This is a genomic window from Eikenella sp. NML03-A-027 (genome assembly GCF_001648395.1).
GTDB classification, from domain to species: Bacteria; Pseudomonadota; Gammaproteobacteria; order Burkholderiales; family Neisseriaceae; genus Eikenella; species Eikenella exigua.
In genome coordinates, this window is record NZ_LXSM01000016.1 from 396,151 (window position 1) to 420,271 (window position 24,121).

Consider the following 24,121-nt stretch of genomic DNA (forward strand, 5'->3'; position numbering starts at 1 on the left):
GGTTTTAGGCAGTTAAGCTACCACAAGGCAGCAGTGCTTTCAATCGACTCACTCCGACGACAGATTAGGGCAGACTTGGCGTATAATCACGCCTCCCCAACCCTCTCTCATGCGAGTCTGCCCATGCCTATCCTCTTCCTGCGCGGCGAGCGCGCCCTCTCCGGTTTCCGTGTTGAAAAACTGCTGCAAAAAGCTGCTGCTTTGGGGCTACCTGAAGCCGAAATCCGCAGCGAATATTGGTATTTTGCCGATTGCGCCGAAGGCTTGAATGCAGCAGATGCGGAAAAGTTGGAAGCCTTGCTGGCGGGGCAAGTGGCATCGGAGTTACCGCAGTCTTCAGGTAGCCTGCATCTGTTTCTCATCACGCCGCGCATCGGCACGATTTCGCCTTGGGCTTCCAAAGCCACAGAAATTGCGAAAAACTGCGGTTTTGCCCAAATCCGGCGCATCGAACGCGGCATGGCAGTGTGGCTTTTAGGTAGCCTTTCCGAAGCGCAGAAACAGCAATGGGCGGCTTTGCTGCACGACCGCATGACCGAATCCGTGCTGCCTGATTTTCAGGTAGCCGCCAAATTGTTCGCCCATCCCGAAGCGCAAACCTTCGATACGGTAGATGTGCTCTCCGGCAGCCGTGCCGCGCTGGAAAAAGCCAATACCGACTTGGGCTTGGCACTCTCGCCCGACGAAATCGATTATCTGCTAGATAATTATCAGGCTTTAAAACGCAATCCGTCTGACGTGGAACTGATGATGTTCGCGCAGGCCAACAGTGAACACTGCCGCCACAAAATCTTCAATGCCGATTTCATCTTAAATGGCGAAAAGCAGCCCAAATCGCTGTTCCGCATGATTCGCGACACGCACGAAGCCGCGCAGGCCGGCACGGTGGTGGCGTATAAGGATAATGCCTCGGTAATCGAAGGCGCGAAAATTGCCCGTTTTTATCCCGATGCGGCGGCCAATCAGGGCTACCGTTTCCACGAAGAAGACACCCATATCCTGATGAAGGTGGAAACGCACAACCACCCCACGGCGATTGCACCGTTTGCTGGCGCGGCCACCGGTGTGGGCGGCGAAATCCGCGATGAGGGAGCCACCGGGCGCGGCGCGCGCCCCAAAGCGGGACTGACTGGCTATACGGTTTCCAACCTCAATATCCCCGATTTGAAACAGCCTTGGGAAGGCGGCTACGGCAAGCCCGCCCACATTGTCTCCCCGCTCGACATCATGATTGAAGCCCCCATCGGCGGCGCGGCGTTCAACAACGAATTCGGCCGCCCGAATCTGTTGGGCTATTTCCGCACCTTTGAAGCCGAATTCGACGGCCAAATGCGCGGCTACCACAAGCCGATTATGATTGCCGGTGGTTTGGGCAATATTCAAGCAGAACAAACGCATAAACACGAAATCCCCGAAGGTGCGCTTTTGGTGCAGCTCGGCGGGCCGGGCATGCTCATCGGCTTGGGCGGTGGCGCGGCTTCGTCGATGGATACGGGCGCGAACGATGCTTCGCTCGATTTCAACTCCGTGCAGCGCGGCAACCCCGAAATCGAACGGCGCGCGCAGGAAGTGATCGACCGCTGCTGGCAGCTCGGCGCGGCCAACCCGATTATCGCCATTCACGACGTGGGCGCGGGCGGCCTGTCCAACGCTTTCCCCGAATTGGTAAACGATGCCGGGCGCGGTGCGGTGTTTAAGCTGCGCGATGTGCCGCTGGAAGAGCACGGCCTGACGCCGCTGCAAATCTGGTGCAACGAGGCGCAGGAGCGTTATGTATTGTCGATTCTGGAAAAAGATTTAGATGCTTTCCGCGCCATTTGCGAACGCGAGCGCTGCCCGTTTGCCGTGGTCGGCACGGCTACCGACGACGGGCATTTGCAGGTGTGCGACGATTTGTTTGCCAATAAGCCTGTAGATTTGCCGCTGAACGTATTGCTCGGCAAACCGCCCAAAACTACGCGCACCGATAAAACGCAACAGCAGCCTGAAAAACCGTTTTCAGGTAGCCATATTAATTTGAAGGAAGCCGCCTACCGCGTATTGCAACTGCCGGCCGTAGCCGCGAAAAACTTCCTCATCAATATCGGCGACCGCAGCGTGGGCGGCTTGACCCACCGCGACCAAATGGTCGGCCGCTGGCAAACCCCCGTGGCCGACTGCGCCGTGACCATCATGGGCTTCGATACGCATCGCGGCGAAGCGATGGCCATGGGTGAAAAACCTGTCGTTGCGCTGTTTGACGCGCCCGCTTCGGGCAGGATGTGTATCGGTGAAGCCATTACCAATATCGCGGCGGTTAATATCGGCGATATCGGCAACATCAAATTCTCCGCCAACTGGATGGCCGCCTGCGGCAATGCTGGCGAAGACGAGAAACTCTACCGCACGGTGGAAGCCGTGTCGCAGATGTGCCAGGAAATCGGCGTGAGCATCCCCGTGGGCAAAGACAGCCTATCGATGAAAACGGTGTGGCAGGACGGCGCGGAGAAAAAATCCGTGGTGTCGCCGTTGAGCCTGATTGCCACCGCCTTCGCCCCCGTGCAGGAGGTGCGCAAAACGGTTACGCCCGATATCAAGCCGGTGGCAGACAGCGTGTTGCTGCTGGTGGATTTAGGGCAGGGCAAAGCCCGCATGGGCGGCTCGACCTTAACGCAGGTGTATGGCGAATTGGGCGGCGAAGCGCCCGACATCGAAGCAGGCTACCTGAAAAAGTTTTACGATGTGATTCAGCAGCTGGTGCAGGAAGGCAAACTGCTTGCCTACCACGACCGCAGTGACGGCGGCCTGTTTGCCACACTGGCGGAAATGGCGTTTGCCGGCCGGAGCGGCTTGGAAGCGAATATCGATGAATACGCGCAGGTTCTGTTTAAAGAATGGGAACGCAAACTGCCGAACGCGATTGTGGAAGAAGTGTTGCCGCTTGCCCATCTGACTGCCTTATTCAACGAAGAGCTGGGCGCGGTATTGCAGGTGCGAGAGCAGAATTTTGCCGATGTGATGGCGGCATTCGATAAACAAGGTTTGGGCAGTGCGGTTTACTGCATCGGGCAGGCGCATTGCGGCAGCAATTTCACGCTTGTGAATGACGGGGAGACTTTGTTTGACCAACCCCTGGTAGATCTGCAACGCGCCTGGCAGTCCACCAGCCACCAAATCCAACGCCTACGCGACAACCCGGCCTGCGCCGATAGCGAATTTGCCTTGCTGGCCGATAAAGAACGCAGCCGGTTGTTTGCCGATTTAAGCTTTGATGTGAAACAGGATATTGCCGCGCCGTTTATCAACAGCGGGGCGAAACCCAAAATCGCCATCCTGCGCGAACAGGGCGTGAACGGCCAAGTGGAAATGGCCGCCGCCTTCACCCGCGCCGGTTTTGATGCCTATGATGTGCATATGTCCGACCTGATGGCAGACCGCGTGAAGCTGGACACCTTCCAAATGCTGGCCGCCTGCGGCGGGTTCAGCTACGGCGACGTGCTGGGTGCGGGCGAAGGCTGGGCGAAATCTATCCTGTTCCACAGCAAACTGCGCGACCAGTTCGCCGAATTCTTCGCTAGACCAGATACCCTCGCGCTCGGCGTGTGCAACGGCTGCCAGATGATGGCTAACTTGGCTGAAATCATCCCCGGTGCAGATGGCTGGCCGAAGTTCCGCCGCAATGAATCCGAACAGTTTGAAGCCCGCCTGAGTATGGTACGCGTGCCGCAATCGCCCTCGCTGATTTTGGCCGATATGGTGGGCAGCAGCCTGCCCGTGGTGGTTAGCCATGGTGAAGGCCGCACTGATTTCGACCACTTGGGGCGAGCTGAAAACCAAGTTTCAGGTAGCCTGAAAACCGCCATGCAATATATCGACGGGCAGGGCAAGCCCACCCAAACCTACCCGCTCAACCCCAACGGCTCGCCCGATGCCATCGCCGCCGTCACCACTGCCGACGGCCGCGTAACCATCATGATGCCGCATCCGGAGCGGGTGTACCGCAGCGTGCAGATGAGCTGGCTGCCGGAAGAGTGGCGAGACAGCGAACTGGCCGGCTGGTATCGGATGTTTGCCACGGCACGGAAGGCGCTGGGTTAGGCCGTCGGACAACACAAGGCTACCTGAAAGTATCGGCTTCAATGCCGTAAGAATGTAGAAGCTGCATACTTTCAGGTAGCCTCAATCATGGCGAAAACGGAGATAGGGTATGGAAACCAAGCTGCTGGTGTTAAAACCGGCCAAAATATTCGGCGATCCCAACGAGTTGGCCAACTTCTGCTTTGCCAACGGCCGGGGCTTTCCCGCATCCTACCAGCGCTTTGCCACGCAATATGGCTGGGGCCGCTCGCTGGGCAACTATCTCGTCCATATCCCCGCCGATCCGCAATATTGCGATTCCTGGCAGCAGGCCAGGGCAGCGGTGAAATCTACCTATATCGCTGATTTGGATGAATACGAAGGCTTTTTCTCCGCGCAGCACCTCGGTCTGATGGCAAGGATGGAGTTTTTTGCCAAAAGCGAATCCGGCACTTATCTGTTTTGGGATATTGAAAGCCGACCGAGCCAAGACGAATTCGATATTTATGCTTTCGATTTCAGGGAAGAGCCCTTCTTAATCGGCCGCTCGCTAGACGAAGTCTGGTTCAACCTCACCCGCGAATCCGCTGTCACCGCCGCCCTGCGTGCCGCGCCGCGTCAGGCCGTGTTTGAAGGATTTGATTCGATTTCATAAGCGGGCAAGCCAGCCCGATATTTTTCAGGTAGCCTCATCATGAATTGGGAAACCCTCACGCAAATCGACCGCCGCCACATTTGGCACCCCTACGCCGCCATGCCCAACACCCAGCCGGTGTACGCCGTGGCGCGGGCGGAAGGCTGCAGCATCGAGCTGGCCGACGGCAAACGGCTGGTGGACGGCACTTCTTCTTGGTGGGCGGCGCTGCACGGCTACAACCACCCGCGCCTCAACGCTGCGGCCGCCGCACAATTGGCGAAGATGAGCCATGTGATGTTCGGCGGGCTCACCCACGAGCCGGCGGTGCGGCTCACGCAGTTGCTACTGGAATTGCTGCCGCCGACCCTCAACCAAGTATTTTATGCCGACAGCGGCTCGGTGGCGGTGGAAGTGGCGATGAAAATGGCGCTGCAATACCAGCAGGCCGTGGGGCAGGGGAAACGCTGCCGTTTCGCCACCATCCGCGCCGGTTATCACGGCGACACCTGGCATGCCATGTCGGTATGCGACCCGGAAGAAGGCATGCACGGCCTGTTTTCGAGCAGTCTGCCGGTGCAGTATTTCCTGCCGCAACCGGCCAGCCCGTTCCACGGCGAATGGCAGCCGGAAAGTATCCGCCCGTTGGAAAACTTGTTGGCAGAAAAACACGATGAATTGGCGGCGCTGATTTTAGAGCCGGTGGTGCAAGGGGCGGCGGGCGGAATGTATTTCTACCATCCCGAATACCTGCGGCAGGCGCGGGCATTGTGCAGCCGATACGGCGTGCTGCTGATTTTTGACGAAATCGCCACCGGATTCGGCCGCAGCGGCGAAATGTTTGCTTTGGAGCATGCCGGCGTGGTGCCGGACATTATCTTGTTGGGCAAGGGGCTCACCGGCGGCTATCTCACCTTGTCGGCCGCGGTGTGCACCGAGGAAGTTTCCGCGGCCATCAGCCGGGGCCAGGCGGGCGCGTTTATGCACGGCCCCACCTTTATGGCCAACCCGCTGGCCTGCGCGGTGGCGGCTGAGAGCGTGGCGATGCTGCGGGAAAGCCCGTGGCGGCAGCGGGTGGCCAATATCGAGCAAACGCTGCGGCGTAAGCTGGCTGCGGCGGCGCAATGGCGTTGCGTGCGCGAAGTGCGGGTGCTTGGCGCGATTGGCGTGCTGGAGATGGCGCAGCCGGTCAACACGGCGTCCTTGCAGCCGCGGCTGGTGGAAAAGGGCGTGTGGGTGCGGCCGTTCGGGCGGTTGGTGTATCTGATGCCGCCGTTTGTGATCAGCCAGCAGGAATTGGATTTCTTGGCCGAACAGACCTTGGCGGCAGTGGCGGAGGAATACGGCGAAGCATGGCCGCAGTCCGAATAATGCTACACGCGCTGAAGGCTACCTGAAATTTTCAGGTAGCCTGTTTGCAGAGAGGAGAACAGTATGCAGAAACAGGTTTATTTTGTTAGCGGCATCGACACCGGTATCGGCAAAAGCATCGCCACCGGCCTGTATGCTAAAGAGCTGGCCGCCGCCGGCTGCCGTGTGATTACCCAAAAAATCGTGCAAACCGGCTGCCAAGGCATCGCTGAAGACATCCAAACCCACCGCCGCCTGCAAGGCATCGGACTCACCGAACACGACCGCAACGGCAGCACCTGCCCCTATGTGTTTGCCTACCCCTGCTCGCCGCACTTGGCTGCCGAGCAGGAACAGCGCCCCATTGACCTGAAAACCATCGATGCAGCCACCCAAACCCTGCTGCAAAGCTACGACACCGTGCTGCTTGAAGGGGCGGGCGGGCTGATGGTGCCGCTAAACCGCGAGCAAACCCTGCTCGACTTTGCCGCCGAACGCGGCTACCCGCTGGTGTTGGTTACATCCGGCCGCCTGGGCAGCATCAACCACACCCTGCTCAGCCTTGCCGCCGCCCACCATGCCGGCCTGCCGGTGCACCGGCTGGTGTACAACCGCTATCCTGCTGCCGACCCCGTAATCGGCGCGGAAACCGAACGCTATTTGCGTGATTACCTGCAGCGGCATTTCCCCGAGGCGGAATGGGCGGTGTTGGCAGAGGCTACCTGAAAACCGAGTGCAGCATTTTTTCAGGTAGCCTTGCACACAGCTTTAGCCCGAACCCCCACATATCCGCTATAATCCGCATTTTCGTTTACCTCTCTCCCCAAACCGAACCATGGGACAAAAAATCCAAGCCGTAAAAGGCATGAACGACCTCTTGCCGGTGGAGCAGAAAGATTTCAAGCTTACCGCCGCCTTCTGGCAGGCCTTTGAAAACCGCATCGGCCAATGGGCGCACCGCTTCGGCTACCGCCAAATCCGCACCCCGATCGTGGAGCAAACCGGCCTTTTCGTGCGCTCCATCGGCGAAGACACCGACGTGGTGGGCAAAGAAATGTATACCTTTGCCGACTCCAACGACACCCTCAGCCTCAGCCTGCGCCCCGAAGGCACCGCCTCCTGCCTGCGTGCCGTGGTGGAACACAATCTACTGTACAACGGCGGCCAGAAGCTGTGGTATATGGGCCCCATGTTCCGCCGCGAACGCCCGCAGAAAGGGCGCTACCGCCAATTCCACCAAGTGGGCGTGGAAGCGCTGGGCTTTGAAGGCCCCGATATCGATGCCGAAATCATCGTCATGTGCGCCGATTTGTGGCGCGAGCTCGGCATCAGCCAATATCTGACTTTGGAAATCAACAGCCTGGGCAACCGCGAAGAACGCGCCGCCCACCGCGCCGCCTTGGTAGGCTACCTGAAACAACACGAAGCCGCGCTGGACGAAGACAGCCGCCGCCGGATGCACACCAATCCGCTGCGCGTGTTGGACAGCAAAAACCCCGATTTGCAGGAAATCTGCAACGCTGCCCCGCGCTTGGCCGATTATCTCGGTGAAGCCTCCCGCGCTCACTACGCCGGTTTCAAAGCCCTGCTCAACGGTTTGGGCATTGCCTATGTGGAAAACCACCGCCTCGTGCGCGGGCTGGACTACTACAACCAAACCGTGTTTGAATGGACCACCGACAAACTCGGCGCCCAAGCCACCGTGTGCGGCGGCGGCCGCTACGACGGCCTGATTGAAGAACTCGGCGGCAAACCCACCCCTTCCATCGGCTTTGCCATGGGCGTGGAGCGGCTGCTGCTGCTGGTGCACGAATACGGCAATCTGCAAGCCGATGCCGCACCCAATATTTACGTGATACACCAAGGCGGCGATACCCTGCTGCCCAGCATGCAATATGCCGCCGCCGCCCGCGCCGCCGGCTTCAGCGTGCTGCAACATTCCGGCAGCCAGAAACTGGCCGCCCAAATGAAAAAAGCCGATGCCTCCGGTGCCAAAGTGGCGCTGATCGTGGGCGAAGGCGAGCTGGCCGAAGGCAAAGCCAGCCTCAAAGACATGCAGCAAGGGCGCGGCCAAGTGAGCGTGCCTGCTGCCGATTTGCTTAAACAATTAAACGAATGGATACGCTAAATGGCTGTTTACGATTTAAAAGACCAAGAAGAAATTGAAAACTTCAAATATTTCTGGCGCAGCTGGGGGCGTTGGCTGTTTGCCCTGCTTGTGGTGGCCGCCATCGGCTACTTCGGCTGGGTGATGTACAGCAGCCACCAGCGCAGCGTGAACAACGAAGCCGTGGCCGTGTTCGACCAGTGGGCGGAAAACCAGCAGGCCGGCAAGCCCGCCGAAGCTGCCAAATTGCTTACCCAACTGCAAAGCCAATATCCGACCAGCATCTCCGCCGCCCAAGCCACCCTGATGCAGGCCGGTGCCGCCTTCGACCAAGGCAAATACGACGAAGTCATCGGCCACCTGAACTGGGTACTCAAATACCACCAAGAACCGCTCATCCGCGCCATGGCCATCCAGCGCCTGGCCACCGTGCAGCTGCAACAGCAGAAATACGATGCAGCCATCGCCACCCTCGGCATGAACACCGATGAAGCCTATTCCGGCATCCTGTTGGAAACCAAAGGCGACGTTTACGCCGCCCAAGGCAAACGCAGCGAAGCCGCCGCCGCCTACAAACAGGCGATGGACAAACTGCCCCAAGACGACCAAGGGCGCGAGTTTATACAGCTGAAAATCGACCAGCTGAACTAAGGCAGGCCAAAGCCTATAACGGCTGTTGCCGGCGGATGGAAACCCATCGCCGACAACAGCCGTTTTTTCAGGTAGCCTTTTGGATTTCAGGTAGCGTGTAGCTTGAATAAGATATTGCTTGCGCGGAAGTGAATACAGGCTACCTGAAACTATGCCTGGATGGTTTGGAGGCTTGCCAATGCCAAAGCCAATACCGAGCAGCTTTAGTTTGCAAACAAAGGCTACCTGAAACCATTTCAGGTAGCCTTTGCACATTCCCTAGCAATCACAATCAAGCCGCAGGCGTTTTGCCTTGCTGGCCTTTGATGATGCTCATGCCGGCGGAGACGAGGCTGCCGATGTCAGCCACGTTGGCGGGCATAATCAGGGTGTTGCCTTCTTTGGCCAGTTTGGCGAAGGCGTCCACGTATTGCTCGGCTACTTTCAGATTAACGGCTTCGTTGCCGCCGGGTTGATTGATGGCGTCGGCCACCAGGCGGATGGCGTCGGCGCTGGCTTGTGCTACCAGTTTCAGGGCTTCGGCTTCGCCTTGGGCGCGGTTGATGCGGGCCACTTTTTCGCCTTGCGAGGCGTTGACGGCGGCTTGGGCTTCACCTTCGGATTTTTTGATCTCGGCTTCGCGCTCGCCCGAAGCAAGGTTGATTTGCTCGATTTTCAAGCCTTCGGATTGGGCGATGCGGGCGCGTTTTTCGCGTTCGGCGGTGATTTGCGCCTGCATGGCGCGCAGAATTTCCTGCGGCGGCACGAGGTCTTTGATTTCGTAGCGCAATACTTTCACTCCCCAGGATACGGCGGCTTCATCGAGTGAGGCGACCACGGTGCGGTTGATGTCGTCACGCTCTTCAAAGGTTTTGTCCAGTTCCATGCGGCCGATGACGGAACGCAGGGTGGTTTGGGCAAGCTGGGTGATGGCGGTGATGTAGTTGCTGGAGCCGTAGGAGGCGAGTTTGGCATCGGTTACTTGGAAGTAGATGATGCCGTCTACAGTGAGCTGGGTGTTGTCGCGGGTGATACACACCTGGCTGGGCACATCGAGCGGGATTTCTTTGAGCAGGTGCTTGTAGGCCACGCGGTCGAGGAAGGGGATGAGGAAGTTGAGGCCGGGGTTGAGCACGGCATGGAAGCGGCCGAGTCGCTCCACCACATAGGCTTCCTGCTGCGGCACAACGGTGAAGGCTTTAAAGCCGAATACAACGATAACGGCAAATAGGATTGCCAGGGTAACGATATCCATCAGTTTTCCTCCAGAGGTTGCAAAATCAAGATGTTGCCGGATTTTCCGGCGATGCGGGCGGTTTGCCCGGCCTGCGCGGGGAATGGAGCTTTGGCCTGCCAATAGGTGCCGCGATATTGCACCAGCCACAGGCTGCCGGATTGGGGTTGGTGCAGCAGCACGGTGTTGCCGATGTCTAAATCGCCTTCGGCATCGGCGGCGTGGGCGCGGCGGTTGCGCCGGATGCGGTACACGGCGGCGATGCCGGCCACAGAAAGCAGCACGGCCACCAGCAGCGATACGCCGCTGCCCGCACCGAGCCAGGCGGCTATGCCTGCACCGAGCAGGGCGATGCTGACCACCAGCAAGTAGAACGTACCGCTGAACATTTCGAGAACGAACAGGGCGGCTGCGGCGATAAACCAATACCAATAGTGCATGGGCGGCTCCTTTCTTGTGTGGGCTGGGTTTTAGCTTCAGGTAGCCTTTAGCCTAGCTGATGAGGCTCCCTGAAAAGCTCAGCTGCACCGAAGTTAATATGGTGCAGGCCAGCTCAGCCTATGCCTGTGCTTCCTGCAAACGGGGCAGAGCGGCAGTAAGGTCGATGCCGGCAGCAGCGGCGGTTTGCACCAGTTGACGCGGGTCTGCGCCTTGAGCGGCTTGCCCCATGGCCCACAAAAAGCTGCTGCGGGTGCCGCTGCGGCAGTAGGCGAGGGCGGGCGCCGGGTTGTCGGCCAGGTGTTTGGCAAACTGTGCGGCAGCGGCGGCATCGATTTGCGGCATCAGCATGGGCTGGTGAATAACGTGCCGGATACCGGCTTCGGCCGCCCAGCGGCGGATTTGCTCAAAGCTTGGCTGGCCGGGCTCTTCGCCGTCGGGGCGGTTGCAGATGATGGTTTGCACGCCGGCGGCAACAGCGGCAAGGATGTCTTGGCGGCTGATTTGCGGAGAAACAAACAGGCCGGGGGCAAGGATGGGGAAGGGGGCTTGGTTTGACATGGTTTTCCTTGTTTATGAATGGGTTGGTTTGGCTCGGACGAGCTCGATGGATTCTTTGGCAGTGAGGTGATCGATTTCCAAAACCATCACTTTCACGTAATCAAAATGTTTGCCGATATAGGGCAAGAGGCCGTTTTGGCCGGGGGAGTATTTGTGCCCCACGGCTTCGAGCGCAGCCTGTTTTTTGGCGGGGTCGGTAACGGTGCGCACCGTGCCGAACACAATGGCGCTGCGGAAATAAGTGGTGAATTCCTGCGGCACGATATCGTTTAGATCCACCACGCAGAAGGAAACGTGGTTGTCGCACGCGAGCAGCTCGTGTTTATGGCCTGCGGGTGCGCCATGCAGGATGATTTTGCCTTCGTGGTAAACATAGCTGATCGGCACGGCGTAGGGATAGCCGTTGTCGCCGTGCAGCGCGAGTACGCCGGATTTGCCGCGCTGCAAAATAGCGATGGCTTCGTCATTGGATAGCTGCTGGTTTGCGTGTTTCATCTCCCTGAACACGATTTTCTCCTTGTTTTGCCATAGGCCAGTTTCAGGTAGCCTTTTACCAACAGGGGAATGATACCAAATTCCACGCCCGAATGCTGGGCTTAAATGGCTTGGAGGCTACCTGAAAATAGAGCGGCGGCAGGGTACGGCGTTTGGTTTGCAGGCGGCGTGGGCGGCTATATAATGGCGGCTGTTTTCTATGTCTGCTTACTAAGGAGGTTGCCATGCACAAACCGTCGTTTGCCCGCACTATTTTGCTGGCCTTATTGTCTGTATCCGCCCTGCCCGCGCTGGCAGACAATACCCAGCGTGTTCATCAGACCTGTTCGCGTTATTTAGACGAACAGCCGGATTATTATGAATCGCGAAGTACCCGCTTCAGCTTACGTGCCATGCCGCAGGCAGCGGTGAAGAACCATTCTGTGACTTCATATGAAGCAGCGCCTTCAGCCGCTCCCGCAGCGCAGGCGACAGCCACCAGAGATTCCATGGTTGGTCTAGAAGGAGCATATGGTTCGGTTCGGCATGCAGAAGTGGCCGCCCCGTCGCGCCAAAACACCGAGCGCTACGGCCATTATGAGCCTAATCCTGTGCATGCCGTGGCCGAGCAACCCGTTTCCACCTTCAGCATTGATGTGGACACCGGCAGCTACGCCAACATCCGCCGCTTCCTCACCCAAACCGGCCGTCTGCCGCCCGCCGATGCCGTGCGCATTGAAGAAATCATCAACTATTTCGACTACGGCTACGCCAAGCCTGCCGACGGCAAACCCTTCGCCGTGCACACCGAAACCGTGGATTCCCCCTTCCGCAGCGGCGCCAAGCTGATCCGCATCGGCATCCAGGCCAAAGAAGTGAGCCAGGCCGCGCTGCCGCCGGCCAACCTCGTGTTCCTGGTGGACGTGTCCGGCTCCATGTATAGCCGCGACAAACTGCCGATGGTGAAATACACCCTCTGCACCCTCGCGCACCAAACCCGTGCCCAAGACCGCATCACCCTCGTTACCTATGCCGACGGCAATAAAGTCGTGCTGCCGCCCACCCCCGGCAACCAGCGGCAGAAAATCCTCGCCGCGCTCGACAGCCTGAGGGCAGGCGGCTCCACCGCCGGCGAAAACGCCATCCAGCAGGCCTACCAAGCCGCACAGCGCGCCTATATCCGCAACGGCATCAACCGCATCCTGCTCGCCACCGACGGCGATTTCAACGTGGGCATCACCGATTTCAACACCCTGCGCAGCATGGTGGCCGAAAAACGCAAAAGCGGCATTTCGCTCACCACGCTCGGCTTCGGCAGCGGCAACTACAACGAACGGCTGATGGAGCAGCTGGCCGATGCCGGCGACGGCAACTACAGCTATATCGACAGCCCCGAAGAAGCGCAGAAAGTGCTGCACCGCCAGCTCTCCTCCACGCTCGCCACCGTGGCGCAAGACGTGAAAATCCAAGTGGAATTCAACCCCGCCACCGTGAAGGAATACCGCCTGATCGGCTATGAAAACCGCATGCTTGCCCGCGAAGACTTCAACAACGACCAAGTGGACGCAGGCGACATCGGCGCCGGTCACAACGTCACCGCACTGTATGAAATCATCCCCGCCGGGCAAACCGGCTGGCTGCCCGAAAGCCGCTACCAGGCCGCCCCCGTAGCAAACAATAAAGCTGGCAGCGAATACGCCTTCATCAAGCTGCGCTACAAACTACCCGGTCAGAGCAGCAGCATCCTCATCAGCCGCCCCGTGGCCGTGGGCAGCAAACCACTCGCCCAAGGCAGCAACGCCACCCGCCAGGCCGTGGCCGCAGCCGCCTTCGGCGAACTCTTGCGCGGCGGCAAATACAGCGGCAACTTCGGCTGGCCGCAAACCCTCGAGCTCGCCCGCCGCGCCCAATCCCCCGACCGCCACGGCCTGCGCCGCCAGTTTGTGCAGTTGATTGAAAAAGCACAACAGCTCAGCAGCAAGCCGCAGTAAGGTTTCAGGTAGCCTTTGCCTGGTTGGAAAGGCTACCTGAAAATTAAAACTGGTAGGTTGAATACTCATGCCCTGCAAGCATGTTGTAGGGCGATTTTCTGTTTGCTCCTATATTTTCAGGTAGCCTCTTACTCCAACCCCAAAGGAACCCCCATGCCCAGTTCCCCAAGCATTTTCAAAGCATACGACATCCGCGGTATCGTCGGCCAAACCCTCACCGAAGAGGCTGCCGAACAAATCGGCTGCGCCATCGCCACGCGTGCCGCCCGGCAAGGCCTGCGGCAGATTGCCGTGGGGCGCGACGGCCGGCTCAGCGGCTCGGCATTGCAAGCGGCGCTGATGCGCGGGCTCACCGCAGGCGGGCTGGAGGTGGTCGATGTGGGCATGGTGGCCACGCCTATGCTGTATTTCGCCGCCGTGCAGCATTGCTCCGGCAGCGGCGTGATGATTACCGGTAGCCACAACCCGCCCGATTACAACGGCTTCAAAATGATGCTTGGCGGCAATACCCTGGCCGGGGAAAGCATTCAAGAGTTGCGCGGCATCATTGAAGCGCAGGATTTTGTTTCAGGTAGCCCGCAAGGCAGCGTGCGCCGTTTGGATGTGGCAGACGAATATATTCAACACATCGCCGGCCATATCCGTCTGCAGCGGCCGTTGAAAATCGCCGTCGATGCCGGCAACGGCGTGGCAGGGGCGTTTGCCGGGCGGCTGTATCGTGCGCTGGGCTGCGAAGTGGAGGAGCTGTTTTGCGAAGTGGACGGCCATTTCCCCAACCACCATCCCGACCCCGCCAAGCCCGCCAATCTGCAAGACCTCATCCGTGCCGTGCAGGCTGGCGCGGCCGAAGTCGGCCTTGCTTTCGACGGCGACGGTGACCGCCTCGGCGTGGTTACCCGCAGCGGCAGCATCATCTATCCCGACCGCCAACTGATGCTGTTTGCGCAAGATGTGCTCGGGCGCAATCCCGGCGCCAAAGTGATTTACGACGTGAAATCCACCCGCCTGCTGGCGCCGTGGATTAAGCAGCACGGCGGCGAACCGGTGATGAGCAAAACCGGTCACAGCTTTATCAAAGCCGCCATCAAGCAGCACGGCGCACTTTTGGCGGGTGAAATGAGCGGGCATGTGTTTTTCAAAGAACGCTGGTTCGGCTTCGACGATGGCCTCTACGCTGGCGCGCGCCTGCTGGAAATCCTTTCAGCCAGCCCCAACCCCAGTGCTGTGTTGGAAGCCTTGCCGGAAGGCGTGTCCACCCCCGAATTGAATATCGCCCTGCCCGAAGGCGCCGATGGGCACGCATTGATTGCCGATTTGGCTCAGGCCGCCCGGTTCGACGGCCTGCAAGAGCTGATTACCATCGACGGCCTGCGCGCCGAATTTGCTGACGGTTTCGGCCTGCTGCGCGCTTCCAACACCACGCCGGTGTTGGTGTTGCGCTTCGAGGGCGACGACCAGGCCGCGCTGGCGCGGATTCAGGCGCAGTTCAAAACCCTGGTGGAACAACACGGCGGCTTGCAGTGGCCGTTGTGAAACCGAGCCGGATAAAGCAAACTGCACCGTGGCAATACGGTGCGGTTGGTTTTCAGGTAGCCTGATTGCTGTAGGAAAAGGCTGGTTAGGGGCTGGCAGTATTCAATACTGGATTGTGCCGTTTGCAGTTGGCTGCACGGTGCTGCCGCCCGGGCTGTCGAACACGGGCTCGGGATGGCTGGCACGGACTGAACCGGATCTTCCCTCCACTCCAATGAAATAGTTGTAGTCGGACAGGCGTTCAAAGCTTTGCTGCAACGATACTTCCACCACGCGGTAGCTGCTGCCACCCATGCTGCGGCTGAGGGTGTCGGCGCGTTTGCGGAAGTTTTGCAGGGCTTCGATGGCGAGGCTTTCTTCAATTTGGCGGCGGCTTTTCTGCGCCGGAGAGTCGGCGGGCGCGGCTTTGCAGGATGTTTAAGCGGCACGGTCATCCAGTTGTTGAGCACGGTACGGTTGGTGATTTCGCTGAATTTGAGCAGGTTGTAGTTGAGCGGCTCGACTAGGGCGGGGCCAAGGCTGAGGCCGGCCAGCAGCGTGGGCAGGAGGAGGGCGGTTTTTTCATAAGCGTTTTCCTTTAAGGAGGGATAGTGTGGCGATTATATGGAACGGTCATACCGAAGGCTACCTCAAAACACTTCAGGTTTGCCTGCGCCAAGGTTTTCAGGTAGCCTTGCGCGCCATCTGATATTAGAAAGGACATACCGTGATTACTGTGAACACTTTGCGCAAAATGAAGTGCGAGGGCGAGAAAATCGCCATGCTCACCTGCTACGAAGCCAGCTTTGCCGCGTTAATGGATGCGGCAGGGGTGGATATGCTGCTGGTGGGCGATTCGCTGGGCATGACGGTGCAGGGGCAGAAATCCACCCTGCCGGTGAGCCTTGCCGATATGTGCTACCACACGGCGGCGGTGGCGCGCGGCAGCAGTAATGTGCTGATTGTGAGCGATTTGCCGTTTGGCGCCTACCAGCAGAGCAAGGAGCAGGCTTTTGCCGCTGCGGCCGAATTAATGGCGGCAGGGGCGCATATGGTGAAGCTGGAGGGCGGCGCTTGGATGGCGGAAACTACCGAGTTTCTGCAGCTGCGCGGTATTCCGGTGTGCGCACACATCGGGCTCACGCCGCAGTCGGTGCATGTGTTTGGCGGCTATAAGGTGCAGGGCAAGGGCGATGTGGCGGCGCAGGCGTTGCTGAACGATGCGCTGGCGCACGAGAAAGCCGGCGCGGCAGTGGTGCTGATGGAGTGCGTGCCCGCTGCTTTGGGCAAACAAATTACCGAAACGCTGGCCTGCCCCACCATCGGTATCGGCGCGGGAGTGGACTGCGACGGGCAAGTGCTGGTGATGCACGATATGCTCGGCGTGTTCCCCGGCCAAACGGCGAAGTTTGTGAAAAACTTCATGCAGGGGCAGGATAGCATTCAGGCGGCGGTAGCGGCTTATGTGCGCGAAGTGAAGGAGAAAACCTATCCCGCGCCGGAGCATACCTTTGCAGCTTGAGGCAGGCTAAATAAAGTGAGGCTACCTGAAAACGCAGCACCGCTTTTGGCAGGCTAAATTCAGATTGCCTTGCCATTGTTTTCAGGTAGCCTCGCGATTGAGCCAAAAAGGCTACCTGAAAACCTTGGCCAAACCATTCCCACTACCAATTAACAAAGAAGATAGAGCAACCATGCCGCACCGCACCCCCGCCGGCAGAAAATCGCCCGGCTTGTGCACGACCACGGCTTTATGTCGGTGGAAGAGCTGGCGCGCAGCCTAAACGTGACCCCGCAAACCATCCGCCGCGACATCAACGTTTTGTGTGAACACAATATACTGCGCCGCTACCACGGCGGCGCCGCGCCCGGCAGCAGCGTACAAAACGAAGATTACGCCACGCGCAAAAACAAGCTGCAAAGCGAAAAAGCCCACATTGCCGACCTGATTGCCGAGCACATTCCCGATAACGCTTCCCTGTTTATGAGCATCGGCACCACCATTGAAGCGGTGGCGCTCGCGCTGGTGAAAAACCATAAAAACCTCTGCATCATCACCAACAATATCCATGTTGCCTCCATCGTGTCCGGCCGGCCGGACTACACTGTCATCATCACCTCCGGCGTGGTGCGGCCGGTGGACGGCGGCATCACCGGCGTGGCCACCATTGATTTTATCAACCAATTCAAAGTGGATTACGCCATTCTCGGCGCCTCCGGCATCGAAGCCGACGGCTCGCTGCTCGATTTCGACTACAAAGAAGTGAGCGTGATGCAGGCCATGATGGCCAATGCCCGCCACTGCTACCTAGCCGTAGACCACAGCAAATTCGGCCGCAATGCCCTGGTGCGCATAGGCGATGTAACTGAATTTCACGCCCTGTTCACCGATGAGCCACCCAGCGCCGGCCTGTGCAAAAAACTGGACAACGCGGGCGTGCGCTGGCATCTGGCGGCCAAAGAAGGGGAAGAATAGGGCGGCAGGCTACCTGAAAGAGGTTCGGCATAAATTTTCAGGTAGCCTTTGATTAAGCCGATACGGCTCTGAACGCCAAGCTTGAATAAAGCGAAAATGCCGTTTGATGATTGAAAAAAAGGTATTCACGCGGCAAGAAACTGGTGGCTGCACCAGCTTTGCAGTATATTTTGCTTAAATTGATTTTGTTACGGAGAACACACTATGTTGATATTGAAAAGGCCGGAAGAAGTGATTATGGCAGTGCTGGGTGCGCTGTTCGTGGTGCTGACTTATGCGGCAGTATCCTATTTCGGCGCACAGGGGCAAACTGCGCTGCTGGTGGCGGTGCTCACGCTGATTGTGCTGCTGCCGGCGTTTTTGCTGTGGCAACGCAACCGCGCAGCTTGGCTGTGGCCCTGCCTCCTCGGCCTGCTGGCAGCTTGCTGGTGGCCGTATTTCGATGCCTGCGGCGAGCAATCGCTGCCGGTGGGCTTGTTGCAGCAGGATGCAGCGGCTGCGGTTTCAGCCCTGCCTTGGTATGCGGGCTGGACGTTTAAGCTGATCTTCGCCGCACTGCCGGTGCTGGTGGGGTATGGCTGGATAGTGTATCGGCGGTATTATCGGAAGAAAAAACCGATATAAGCATAGCCGGAATTTGAATAGGAAAAAGGCTACCTGAAAATTTAGCTTCGCAGAAATTTTGCTGCATTGCGTTTTCAGGAAGCCTTTTTGTTTTGCCTTTCATATCAAATCATCTTGCCTTGACCAGGAAAATCATTCTTTTTTGATTTGGCACAATAATTTACTTAATAAAACTAGAATGATAGCAGTTTCCAATTTGAGTCCTATATTAATAAGATTTATTATCACAGTAAACCTAGGTAAGGAATAATCAAAACAATTTCTTTCTAGGCCTCCTAACTCCACTCCAGAAAGCCCAACTATGTCCACCACTCCACTCTCCCAGCTGCGCAAAGGCGCGGTTGCGCATATCGATTCCATTGTCCCCAATCCCGTGTTCGGCGAGCTCGATGCCTTGGTGTCGCGCCGTCTGGCGGATTTGGGCTTTTCCGGCGGCATGCCTTTGCAGGTGATTGCCGTGGGCGGCTTCGGGCGCGGGCCGTTTGCGGTGCGCTTGGGCAACCAGTCGCAGTTTTCTTTGCGGCACGATGAGGCAGGGAAGATTATGTGCCATTTGGTCGATGCGGAACAAAAGCAGCCTGCACCTTAAAGGCTACCTGAAAACAAAAAAGCAGCCTGCAACCCTGCCGACCAAAGTGCAGGCTGCCTGAGCCCCGTGCCGCGCCGACCGAAAGCAGCCTGCACGCGGCAAACAGAAGGAAAACCGAGAAAAATCAAAAAGGAAATACGATGGAACTGAGCTATTTCGCCCTCATCGGCGCGCCGAACTGCGGCAAAACCGTGTTGTTCAACGGGCTGACCGGCGCGCACGCCAAAGTGGCCAATTATCCGGGCGTAACGGTGGACAAGCGCGAAGGCGCGTTTTTGGACGACGAAGCCGTGCGCATTGTCGATTTGCCCGGCACATACAGCCTGCGCACCACCAGCCCCGACGAAGCGGTGGCGAAAGACGTGGCGGTGGGCAAACTCGGCATTCCGCCCGACGCCATCATTGCTGTGGCCGACGCGACCAACCTGCGCATGACGCTGCGCATGATTTTGGAGCTGAAAACGCTGAAACTGCCGATGGTGGTGTCGCTGAACATGAGCGATGTAGCGCAGCGGCGCGGTTTGAATATCGACGCGGCGAAGCTGAGCGAACTTTTGGGCGTGCCCGTGCTGGAAACCGTGGCCGTGAGCGCGTCGGGCGTGCAGGCGGTGCGCGAAGCCGTGGCGCAGTTGCCGCGCAAACGCTCGTTCCCTGCCAACCCTGCCTCTGCCGAACGCACGTTGGACGAATTGGACAGCGACGCGCTTTATCACGAAGTCGAATCCATTTTGGCGCAAGTCGTGCGCACGGAAATGACCTTGCCCGCTTGGCACAAAAAATTGGACGAAATCGTGCTGCACCCCGTGTGGGGCGTGGTTTTGCTGATGGTCATCCTGTTTATGGTGTTCCAAGCGGTGTACACCTGGGCCGCGCCGATTATGGAAGCCATCGAAGGCGGCTTCGGCTGGCTGGGCGAATGGGTGGCCGCCAATATGCAGCCCGGCATTTTGAACGATTTAATCGTAAACGGCGTGATTGCCGGCACGGGCAGCGTGTTGGTGTTCCTGCCGCAGATTACCATCCTGTTCGCCTTCATCCTGCTGCTGGAAGACTCGGGCTATCTGCCGCGCGCCGCGTTTTTGCTGGATAACGTGATGGCGAAAAGCGGTTTGTCCGGCCGCTCGTTTATTCCGCTGCTGTCCAGCTTCGCCTGCGCCGTGCCCGCCGTGATGTCCGCCCGCACCATCCACGACCCGCGCGAACGGCTCGTTACCATCGCCGTCGCCCCGCTGCTGACCTGCTCCGCGCGGCTGCCCGTGTACGCGCTGATTATCGCCGCCGTCATCCCCAACCAAACGGTGTTTGGCATATTCAACCTGCAAGGGTTGACCCTGTTTGTGTTGTACATCGCCGGCATCCTATCCGCCGCTCTCGCCGCCTACCTCATGAAACGGCTGGCGCGGATTAAGGGCAACGTGCAGCAGTTTCCGCTGTTGATGGAGCTGCCCACCTTCCGTACGCCCAACTTCAAACACATCCTAACCAGTCTGTGGGACAGGGTGAAAGCCTTCCTGAAACGCGCCGGTACGATTATTTTCGCGCTGACCGTGATTCTGTGGGGCTTGGTGAGCTGGCCTGCGCCGCCCGAAGGCGCAACCGGCGCGGCAATCGATTACAGCCTGGCCGGTATGCTCGGCCACGCCATCCAGCCGCTGTTCGCCCCGTTGGGCTTCACTTGGGAAATGTGTATCGCCATGATTCCGGGCATCGCCGCGCGCGAAGTGGTCGTGGCCGCGCTGGGCACGGTGTATGCCGTGGGCGCGTCGTCTGAAGATGCAGTACAAAACGCGCTGATTCCCATCGTCCACAGCAACTGGGGCCTGCCCACCGCCTTCGCCTTCCTGGCCTGGTATGTCTATGCCCCCATGTGCGCCGCCACTTTGGCCGTGATTCGGCGCGAAACCAAATCGCTGAAACACACTATTATGGTTACAGGCTATATGTTCGCACTCGCCTACCTCGCAGCCTTTATCGTGTATCAAATTACTTCAAGGATATTATGATGATTCAAATGCAATTTATTATAGTTGCCATCATCATGCTCGCCTGTGTGGTGTTCCTGCTGCGGAAGTTTGTGTTTAAACCAAAAAAAAGGAAACCTGATTGCAGCAGCGGATGTGGGAAATGCGGGGGCTGTGGGTAAGATTGTTGTTTAGTTGATTTTGATGTAAGGAAAAGCAGCCTGCATTTTAGATGGGTAGAGTGCAGAGTGTTTGTGGTAAGAAGGCTACCTGAAAAATTTCAGGTAGCCTTTAATCTGGCCAAGCTCTCATTTTCAACGCCCGGTATGCACAGCCAGGCATTGTTCTTGCCGTTGCAGGAAGGCTTCGCTGCCGCCGAGTTTGTCCAACTGCTGTTTCGGTGAAAGCTTCGGCAGGCTGCGGAGATCTTCCGTGCTGAATTTTTGCACCGGCTCTTCCCACAGGCAGCAGCAGTAGGGTTCAAGCACGCGCTCGCTTTGGCCGGCAAGGCCGTGTTTGGCCAAGTTGGCTTGCCATTGCGGTACGGCGAGTATATTTTGGACAGGCTTCCACGATGCGGCAGCTGATGCCGTCCTTATCCGGCGCATAGAAGCGCGGTATGAGGGCAAAGGTGAGTGTCAACACCACCGTTACCACATTCCAACCGATGAGGGGGCAGCGTTTGTGGCGGTCGGATTCATCGGCTTGAATCTCAGCCATGCAGGCTTTCCATGCGTAGCATCATCACGGGCTGGAAAACGTGCTCCAGCGCTTCGATTTTGGCGATAGCAGCCTTGATGTGCTTTTCTTTAGACTGGTGAGTGAGAATCACGATTTCGGCATTTTCGTGATTGATTACACCTTTTTGTAGAAGAGCTTCGATAGAGATGCCCTGTTCGGCAAGGATGCGGCCGATATCGGCCACCACGCCAGGTCTGTCTTGTGCCGATACACGCAGGTAGTAGCTACTGGTGATTTCGTTTATCGGCAGCACGGACAGCTCTTCGTTGTTGCGGAAGGCTAAAGGCGGCACACGCTGTTCGTTGGCAGCGTGAATTAGGCGGGCGGTGTCAATGATGTCGGCCACCACGGCGCTGGCGGTGGGAGCTGCACCAGCGCCAGCGCCGTAATACAGGGTCTCACCCACCATGTTTGATTGCACCAGTACAGCATTCATCACACCTTCCACCTGCGCCAGCAGACGGCATTCGGGCACGAGTGTGGGATGTACACGCAATTCAATGCCTTCTTCGGTTTTGCGAGTGATGGCCAAGAGCTTGATGCGGTAGCCCAGCTCTTCGGCGTAGCGGATGTCTTGGCTTTCCAGCTTGTTAATGCCTTCCAAGTAGCAGTGTTGGAAATTAATTGGCGTGCCGAAGGTCAGCGCAGACATAATACTCAGCTTGTGCGCTGCATCGTGGCCTCCGATGTCGAAAGTCGGGTCGGCTTCGGCGTAGCCCAGCTCCTGTGCCTGCTTGAGCACTTCGGCAAACGGGCTGCCGTGGGCGCGCATATTGCTCAGAATGAAGTTACTAGTACCGTTGATGATGCCAACCACCGATTTGATACGGTTGGCGGCCAGGCCTTCTCGCAGGGCTTTGATAATCGGGATGCCGCCGGCCACTGCTGCTTCAAACATTACCATCACGTTTTTTCCCGCCGCCAGTGCGAAAATTTCATTGCCGTATTCAGCCAGCAGTTTTTTGTTGGCAGTAACCACGTGTTTGCCGTTTTCGATGGCACACAGCACCACTTCGCGTGCCGTATCCGTGCCACCGATCAGTTCCACCACGATATCCACATCCGCACTGCGGGCTACCTGAAACACATCGTCCGACACCACCGTGTCGCTTGGGCATAATTTTCGGATACGATCGGTGTTGTGGCTGGCAGCCATGCTGATGCGCACTTCGCGCCCCAGGCGGCGCGTGATTTCCTGCGCGTTTTCTGCCAACAGTTTGACCGTACCACTGCCGACGGTGCCCATCCCTAAGATGCCGATTCTGACTGGTTGCATGCTGATTCCTTGTTATGATTACGGCTGTGCCGAGTGCCGTTTTGCTCTGAAAATGCTGGTCTGCTATATGGGCGACCAAGCAAGCTGATAAACAATATAGTGGATTAAGTTTAAATTAGGACAAAGTGGTGAGCCGCAGACAGTATAAGTAATACGGCAAAGCGAACCAATGCAATTCTGGTTGGAAATTAATTCACTATAAAACCCGAAAGCTAACATGAATCTATTATCTTAGCTGAAAATATTGTTTTTTACACCTTAATTAAGGAGAAATTATACATTTCTTCTACACCTCCACGAGGCCAAAGGTTTTAACCTCCTTGAAGCCCGTATTTTCAGGTGGCCTCCAACTCATCAAAATAAAAACAAATTATGCTTATTCAAAGACACTAGACGGTTTCCACCTGCCACATCTACTGCTATCAAGACGGCCAAATCGAAATCGACTGCCGCACCTACTTCCAGGTTGAGTCTTGCCTGATGCGGGCAATGGTCTACACGTGTGTTGCGCCCGCCAACTATGATGATGTCGGGGTTGTCGCAAACGAGGGCTTCCACTGGTACTTCGATCAGGTTAGCCAGCCGAGTGTGAAACGCAGGTTGTTGTCTAATTTGGCGTTATATTAGCTGGCTATTTGTACGGCGTTGCCGCCAATAGTGGAGTAACAAAAATTAGGACAAGGTGGCGAGCTGCAGATAGTACAAGTAGTACAGCAAGACGAATCAACGCAGCACTGGTTTTTGTTAATCCACTATACGGTGTAAACAGCGGCATGGCCGCAGGCCACCCATTTCCACGCTATTGCCCGGCCTGACGTATGGCCGATAGGATTAGTTCTTCCGTCCTATGGTTTTCACTGTGCCAAAAACCGATTATCTACCTACTCAGAATTCGGCAACCACGCCTATTGCCTGTCGAAATGATATTTTCAGGTAGCCTCTTGTGCACAGTAAGCTACCTGAAAACTCATTTCTCTACTTACTTTTGAATAAACTGCTATTACAAGGGCACACGCCGAATGCAAACCAAGCTGTTCCGCCTCACCGTGCTCAACACACGTTTCTTCTCCGGTTTCGCTGCTGCCGAAACCACATCTGCCGCCAGCAAATCCGTTGCCAATAGCCGAACTGGAAACCATCTACACCATCGCTGAAGCCCAAGCCAAACAGCAGCTCGGCTCCTCACGCATCACCACGCAAGACTTGCAGCACATGCCGGTGAGTAACAACATTTCCGATCCTTCAACCAAGTCTGCACCTTCCTCAACAAAGAAATCGGTTTCGAATTCAACAAAGACAGCTATCTCGCCTCGCTGGCTTATTTCCATAACGATTACTACAACCGCATTGTTGATAACAGTCGTGTTGGTGGCTACAACCGCAATGTGCACCGCTTCTTCAATGCCCGCTATTCGTTCTAAAGCTCGATTGCCAAGTAATTTATTCAGCTCAGCGTGGAAAATCTTC

23 protein-coding genes are annotated in these 24,121 nt (G+C 57.4%); 16 read left to right on the forward strand and 7 right to left on the reverse strand.

The window, feature by feature from the left end; genetic code table 11:
- The first annotated feature begins 123 nt into the window (after positions 1-123).
- The 6 genes from purL to A7P96_RS07475 all read left to right on the forward strand — a co-directional run bounded on the left by purL (position 124) and on the right by A7P96_RS07475 (position 8,798).
- Positions 124-4,077, forward strand: a complete 3,954-nt coding sequence (gene purL / locus A7P96_RS07450) for a phosphoribosylformylglycinamidine synthase (protein WP_067525956.1) — start codon at positions 124-126, stop codon at positions 4,075-4,077.
- Between the two features lie 109 nt (positions 4,078-4,186).
- Positions 4,187-4,711, forward strand: coding sequence for a hypothetical protein (locus A7P96_RS07455; RefSeq protein ID WP_156496310.1), 525 nt, complete (start codon positions 4,187-4,189; stop codon positions 4,709-4,711).
- 39 nt (positions 4,712-4,750) lie between these two features.
- Positions 4,751-6,061 carry an adenosylmethionine--8-amino-7-oxononanoate transaminase gene (bioA, locus tag A7P96_RS07460; RefSeq protein ID WP_067525958.1) on the forward strand — a complete coding sequence of 437 codons (1,311 nt, stop codon included), beginning with the start codon at positions 4,751-4,753 and terminating at the stop codon, positions 6,059-6,061.
- Positions 6,062-6,124: 63 nt separating this feature from the next.
- Positions 6,125-6,766 (forward strand): dethiobiotin synthase, encoded by a 642-nt coding sequence (gene bioD / locus A7P96_RS07465; protein ID WP_067525959.1) that lies wholly within the window; start codon positions 6,125-6,127, stop codon positions 6,764-6,766.
- 109 nt (positions 6,767-6,875) lie between these two features.
- The gene (hisS, locus tag A7P96_RS07470; protein WP_067525961.1) at positions 6,876-8,168 is read left to right on the forward strand and encodes a histidine--tRNA ligase; all 1,293 of its coding nucleotides are present in this window, start codon (positions 6,876-6,878) and stop codon (positions 8,166-8,168) included.
- Positions 8,169-8,798, forward strand: a complete 630-nt coding sequence (locus tag A7P96_RS07475; protein ID WP_067525962.1) for a tetratricopeptide repeat protein — start codon at positions 8,169-8,171, stop codon at positions 8,796-8,798.
- Positions 8,799-9,069: 271 nt separating this feature from the next.
- Here the strand turns inward: A7P96_RS07475 and A7P96_RS07480 are convergent, their stop codons facing one another.
- From A7P96_RS07480 to A7P96_RS07495, 4 genes are all read right to left on the reverse strand, one after another.
- Positions 9,070-10,032 carry an SPFH domain-containing protein gene (locus tag A7P96_RS07480; protein WP_023886699.1) on the reverse strand — a complete coding sequence of 321 codons (963 nt, stop codon included), beginning with the start codon at positions 10,030-10,032 and terminating at the stop codon, positions 9,070-9,072.
- Positions 10,032-10,451 (reverse strand): NfeD family protein, encoded by a 420-nt coding sequence (locus A7P96_RS07485; protein ID WP_067525963.1) that lies wholly within the window; start codon positions 10,449-10,451, stop codon positions 10,032-10,034. The genes A7P96_RS07480 and A7P96_RS07485 overlap by 1 nt, the downstream gene beginning before the upstream one ends.
- Positions 10,452-10,569: 118 nt before the next feature.
- A complete protein-coding gene (locus tag A7P96_RS07490) occupies positions 10,570-11,010 on the reverse strand; it encodes a TIGR01244 family sulfur transferase (protein ID WP_067525965.1) in 441 nt (146 codons plus the stop codon).
- Between the two features lie 12 nt (positions 11,011-11,022).
- Positions 11,023-11,517 (reverse strand): pyridoxamine 5'-phosphate oxidase family protein, encoded by a 495-nt coding sequence (locus tag A7P96_RS07495; RefSeq protein WP_067525967.1) that lies wholly within the window; start codon positions 11,515-11,517, stop codon positions 11,023-11,025.
- Between the two features lie 212 nt (positions 11,518-11,729).
- Here A7P96_RS07495 and A7P96_RS07500 point away from each other — a divergent pair, with 212 nt between their 5' ends.
- Together A7P96_RS07500 and A7P96_RS07505 are read left to right on the forward strand one after the other, a co-directional pair.
- Positions 11,730-13,475, forward strand: coding sequence for a VWA domain-containing protein (locus A7P96_RS07500; protein WP_231863658.1), 1,746 nt, complete (start codon positions 11,730-11,732; stop codon positions 13,473-13,475).
- A gap of 153 nt (positions 13,476-13,628) precedes the next feature.
- A complete protein-coding gene (locus A7P96_RS07505; protein ID WP_067525969.1) occupies positions 13,629-15,008 on the forward strand; it encodes a phosphomannomutase/phosphoglucomutase in 1,380 nt (459 codons plus the stop codon).
- Between the two features lie 102 nt (positions 15,009-15,110).
- Here A7P96_RS07505 and A7P96_RS11290 read toward each other — a convergent pair whose 3' ends face one another.
- Positions 15,111-15,302, reverse strand: a complete 192-nt coding sequence (locus A7P96_RS11290) for a hypothetical protein (RefSeq protein ID WP_067439164.1) — start codon at positions 15,300-15,302, stop codon at positions 15,111-15,113.
- Positions 15,303-15,714: 412 nt separating this feature from the next.
- Between A7P96_RS11290 and panB the strand changes: the two genes are divergently transcribed.
- The 6 genes from panB to A7P96_RS10410 all read left to right on the forward strand — a co-directional run bounded on the left by panB (position 15,715) and on the right by A7P96_RS10410 (position 20,819).
- Complete coding sequence (gene panB / locus A7P96_RS07515; protein WP_067525970.1) at positions 15,715-16,509, forward strand: 3-methyl-2-oxobutanoate hydroxymethyltransferase; 795 nt, start codon at positions 15,715-15,717, stop codon at positions 16,507-16,509.
- A 231-nt stretch (positions 16,510-16,740) separates the two neighbouring features.
- Positions 16,741-17,463, forward strand: a complete 723-nt coding sequence (locus tag A7P96_RS07520; protein WP_067525972.1) for a DeoR/GlpR family DNA-binding transcription regulator — start codon at positions 16,741-16,743, stop codon at positions 17,461-17,463.
- Positions 17,464-17,667: 204 nt separating this feature from the next.
- Positions 17,668-18,087, forward strand: a complete 420-nt coding sequence (locus A7P96_RS07525; protein WP_082887940.1) for a hypothetical protein — start codon at positions 17,668-17,670, stop codon at positions 18,085-18,087.
- Positions 18,088-18,388: 301 nt separating this feature from the next.
- Positions 18,389-18,676, forward strand: coding sequence for a FeoA family protein (locus tag A7P96_RS07530; protein ID WP_067446818.1), 288 nt, complete (start codon positions 18,389-18,391; stop codon positions 18,674-18,676).
- Between the two features lie 140 nt (positions 18,677-18,816).
- Positions 18,817-20,679 carry a ferrous iron transporter B gene (locus tag A7P96_RS07535; RefSeq protein ID WP_067525974.1) on the forward strand — a complete coding sequence of 621 codons (1,863 nt, stop codon included), beginning with the start codon at positions 18,817-18,819 and terminating at the stop codon, positions 20,677-20,679.
- Positions 20,680-20,687: 8 nt separating this feature from the next.
- The gene (locus tag A7P96_RS10410; RefSeq protein ID WP_082887630.1) at positions 20,688-20,819 is read left to right on the forward strand and encodes a FeoB-associated Cys-rich membrane protein; all 132 of its coding nucleotides are present in this window, start codon (positions 20,688-20,690) and stop codon (positions 20,817-20,819) included.
- A gap of 132 nt (positions 20,820-20,951) precedes the next feature.
- Here the strand turns inward: A7P96_RS10410 and A7P96_RS10825 are convergent, their stop codons facing one another.
- Positions 20,952-21,245 carry a hypothetical protein gene (locus tag A7P96_RS10825; protein ID WP_231863659.1) on the reverse strand — a complete coding sequence of 98 codons (294 nt, stop codon included), beginning with the start codon at positions 21,243-21,245 and terminating at the stop codon, positions 20,952-20,954.
- 104 nt (positions 21,246-21,349) lie between these two features.
- Positions 21,350-22,654 carry a homoserine dehydrogenase gene (locus tag A7P96_RS07545; RefSeq protein ID WP_067525977.1) on the reverse strand — a complete coding sequence of 435 codons (1,305 nt, stop codon included), beginning with the start codon at positions 22,652-22,654 and terminating at the stop codon, positions 21,350-21,352.
- A gap of 1,019 nt (positions 22,655-23,673) precedes the next feature.
- Here A7P96_RS07545 and A7P96_RS11420 point away from each other — a divergent pair.
- The gene (locus A7P96_RS11420) at positions 23,674-23,808 is read left to right on the forward strand and encodes a hypothetical protein (protein WP_255361175.1); all 135 of its coding nucleotides are present in this window, start codon (positions 23,674-23,676) and stop codon (positions 23,806-23,808) included.
- A 120-nt stretch (positions 23,809-23,928) separates the two neighbouring features.
- Positions 23,929-24,075, forward strand: a complete 147-nt coding sequence (locus A7P96_RS11295) for a hypothetical protein (RefSeq protein WP_255361180.1) — start codon at positions 23,929-23,931, stop codon at positions 24,073-24,075.
- Positions 24,076-24,121: the final 46 nt, after the last annotated feature.

Coding starts and splice junctions, on each gene's coding strand:
- A7P96_RS11290 (WP_067439164.1), bottom strand. CDS start 15,302: ATGGGTGGCAGCAGCTACCGCGTGGTGGAAGTATCGTTGCAGCAAAGC.
- A7P96_RS07530 (WP_067446818.1), top strand. CDS start 18,389: ATGTCCACCACTCCACTCTCCCAGCTGCGCAAAGGCGCGGTTGCGCAT.
- A7P96_RS07455 (WP_156496310.1), top strand. CDS start 4,187: ATGGAAACCAAGCTGCTGGTGTTAAAACCGGCCAAAATATTCGGCGAT.
- A7P96_RS07505 (WP_067525969.1), top strand. CDS start 13,629: ATGCCCAGTTCCCCAAGCATTTTCAAAGCATACGACATCCGCGGTATC.
- A7P96_RS07485 (WP_067525963.1), bottom strand. CDS start 10,451: ATGCACTATTGGTATTGGTTTATCGCCGCAGCCGCCCTGTTCGTTCTC.
- A7P96_RS07500 (WP_231863658.1), top strand. CDS start 11,730: ATGCACAAACCGTCGTTTGCCCGCACTATTTTGCTGGCCTTATTGTCT.
- A7P96_RS10825 (WP_231863659.1), bottom strand. CDS start 21,245: ATGCGCCGGATAAGGACGGCATCAGCTGCCGCATCGTGGAAGCCTGTC.
- A7P96_RS11420 (WP_255361175.1), top strand. CDS start 23,674: ATGCAAACCAAGCTGTTCCGCCTCACCGTGCTCAACACACGTTTCTTC.
- A7P96_RS07475 (WP_067525962.1), top strand. CDS start 8,169: ATGGCTGTTTACGATTTAAAAGACCAAGAAGAAATTGAAAACTTCAAA.
- A7P96_RS10410 (WP_082887630.1), top strand. CDS start 20,688: ATGCAATTTATTATAGTTGCCATCATCATGCTCGCCTGTGTGGTGTTC.
- A7P96_RS07480 (WP_023886699.1), bottom strand. CDS start 10,032: ATGGATATCGTTACCCTGGCAATCCTATTTGCCGTTATCGTTGTATTC.
- A7P96_RS07520 (WP_067525972.1), top strand. CDS start 16,741: ATGTCGGTGGAAGAGCTGGCGCGCAGCCTAAACGTGACCCCGCAAACC.
- A7P96_RS07525 (WP_082887940.1), top strand. CDS start 17,668: ATGTTGATATTGAAAAGGCCGGAAGAAGTGATTATGGCAGTGCTGGGT.
- hisS (WP_067525961.1), top strand. CDS start 6,876: ATGGGACAAAAAATCCAAGCCGTAAAAGGCATGAACGACCTCTTGCCG.
- A7P96_RS07535 (WP_067525974.1), top strand. CDS start 18,817: ATGGAACTGAGCTATTTCGCCCTCATCGGCGCGCCGAACTGCGGCAAA.
- bioA (WP_067525958.1), top strand. CDS start 4,751: ATGAATTGGGAAACCCTCACGCAAATCGACCGCCGCCACATTTGGCAC.
- purL (WP_067525956.1), top strand. CDS start 124: ATGCCTATCCTCTTCCTGCGCGGCGAGCGCGCCCTCTCCGGTTTCCGT.
- bioD (WP_067525959.1), top strand. CDS start 6,125: ATGCAGAAACAGGTTTATTTTGTTAGCGGCATCGACACCGGTATCGGC.
- A7P96_RS07490 (WP_067525965.1), bottom strand. CDS start 11,010: ATGTCAAACCAAGCCCCCTTCCCCATCCTTGCCCCCGGCCTGTTTGTT.
- A7P96_RS07545 (WP_067525977.1), bottom strand. CDS start 22,654: ATGCAACCAGTCAGAATCGGCATCTTAGGGATGGGCACCGTCGGCAGT.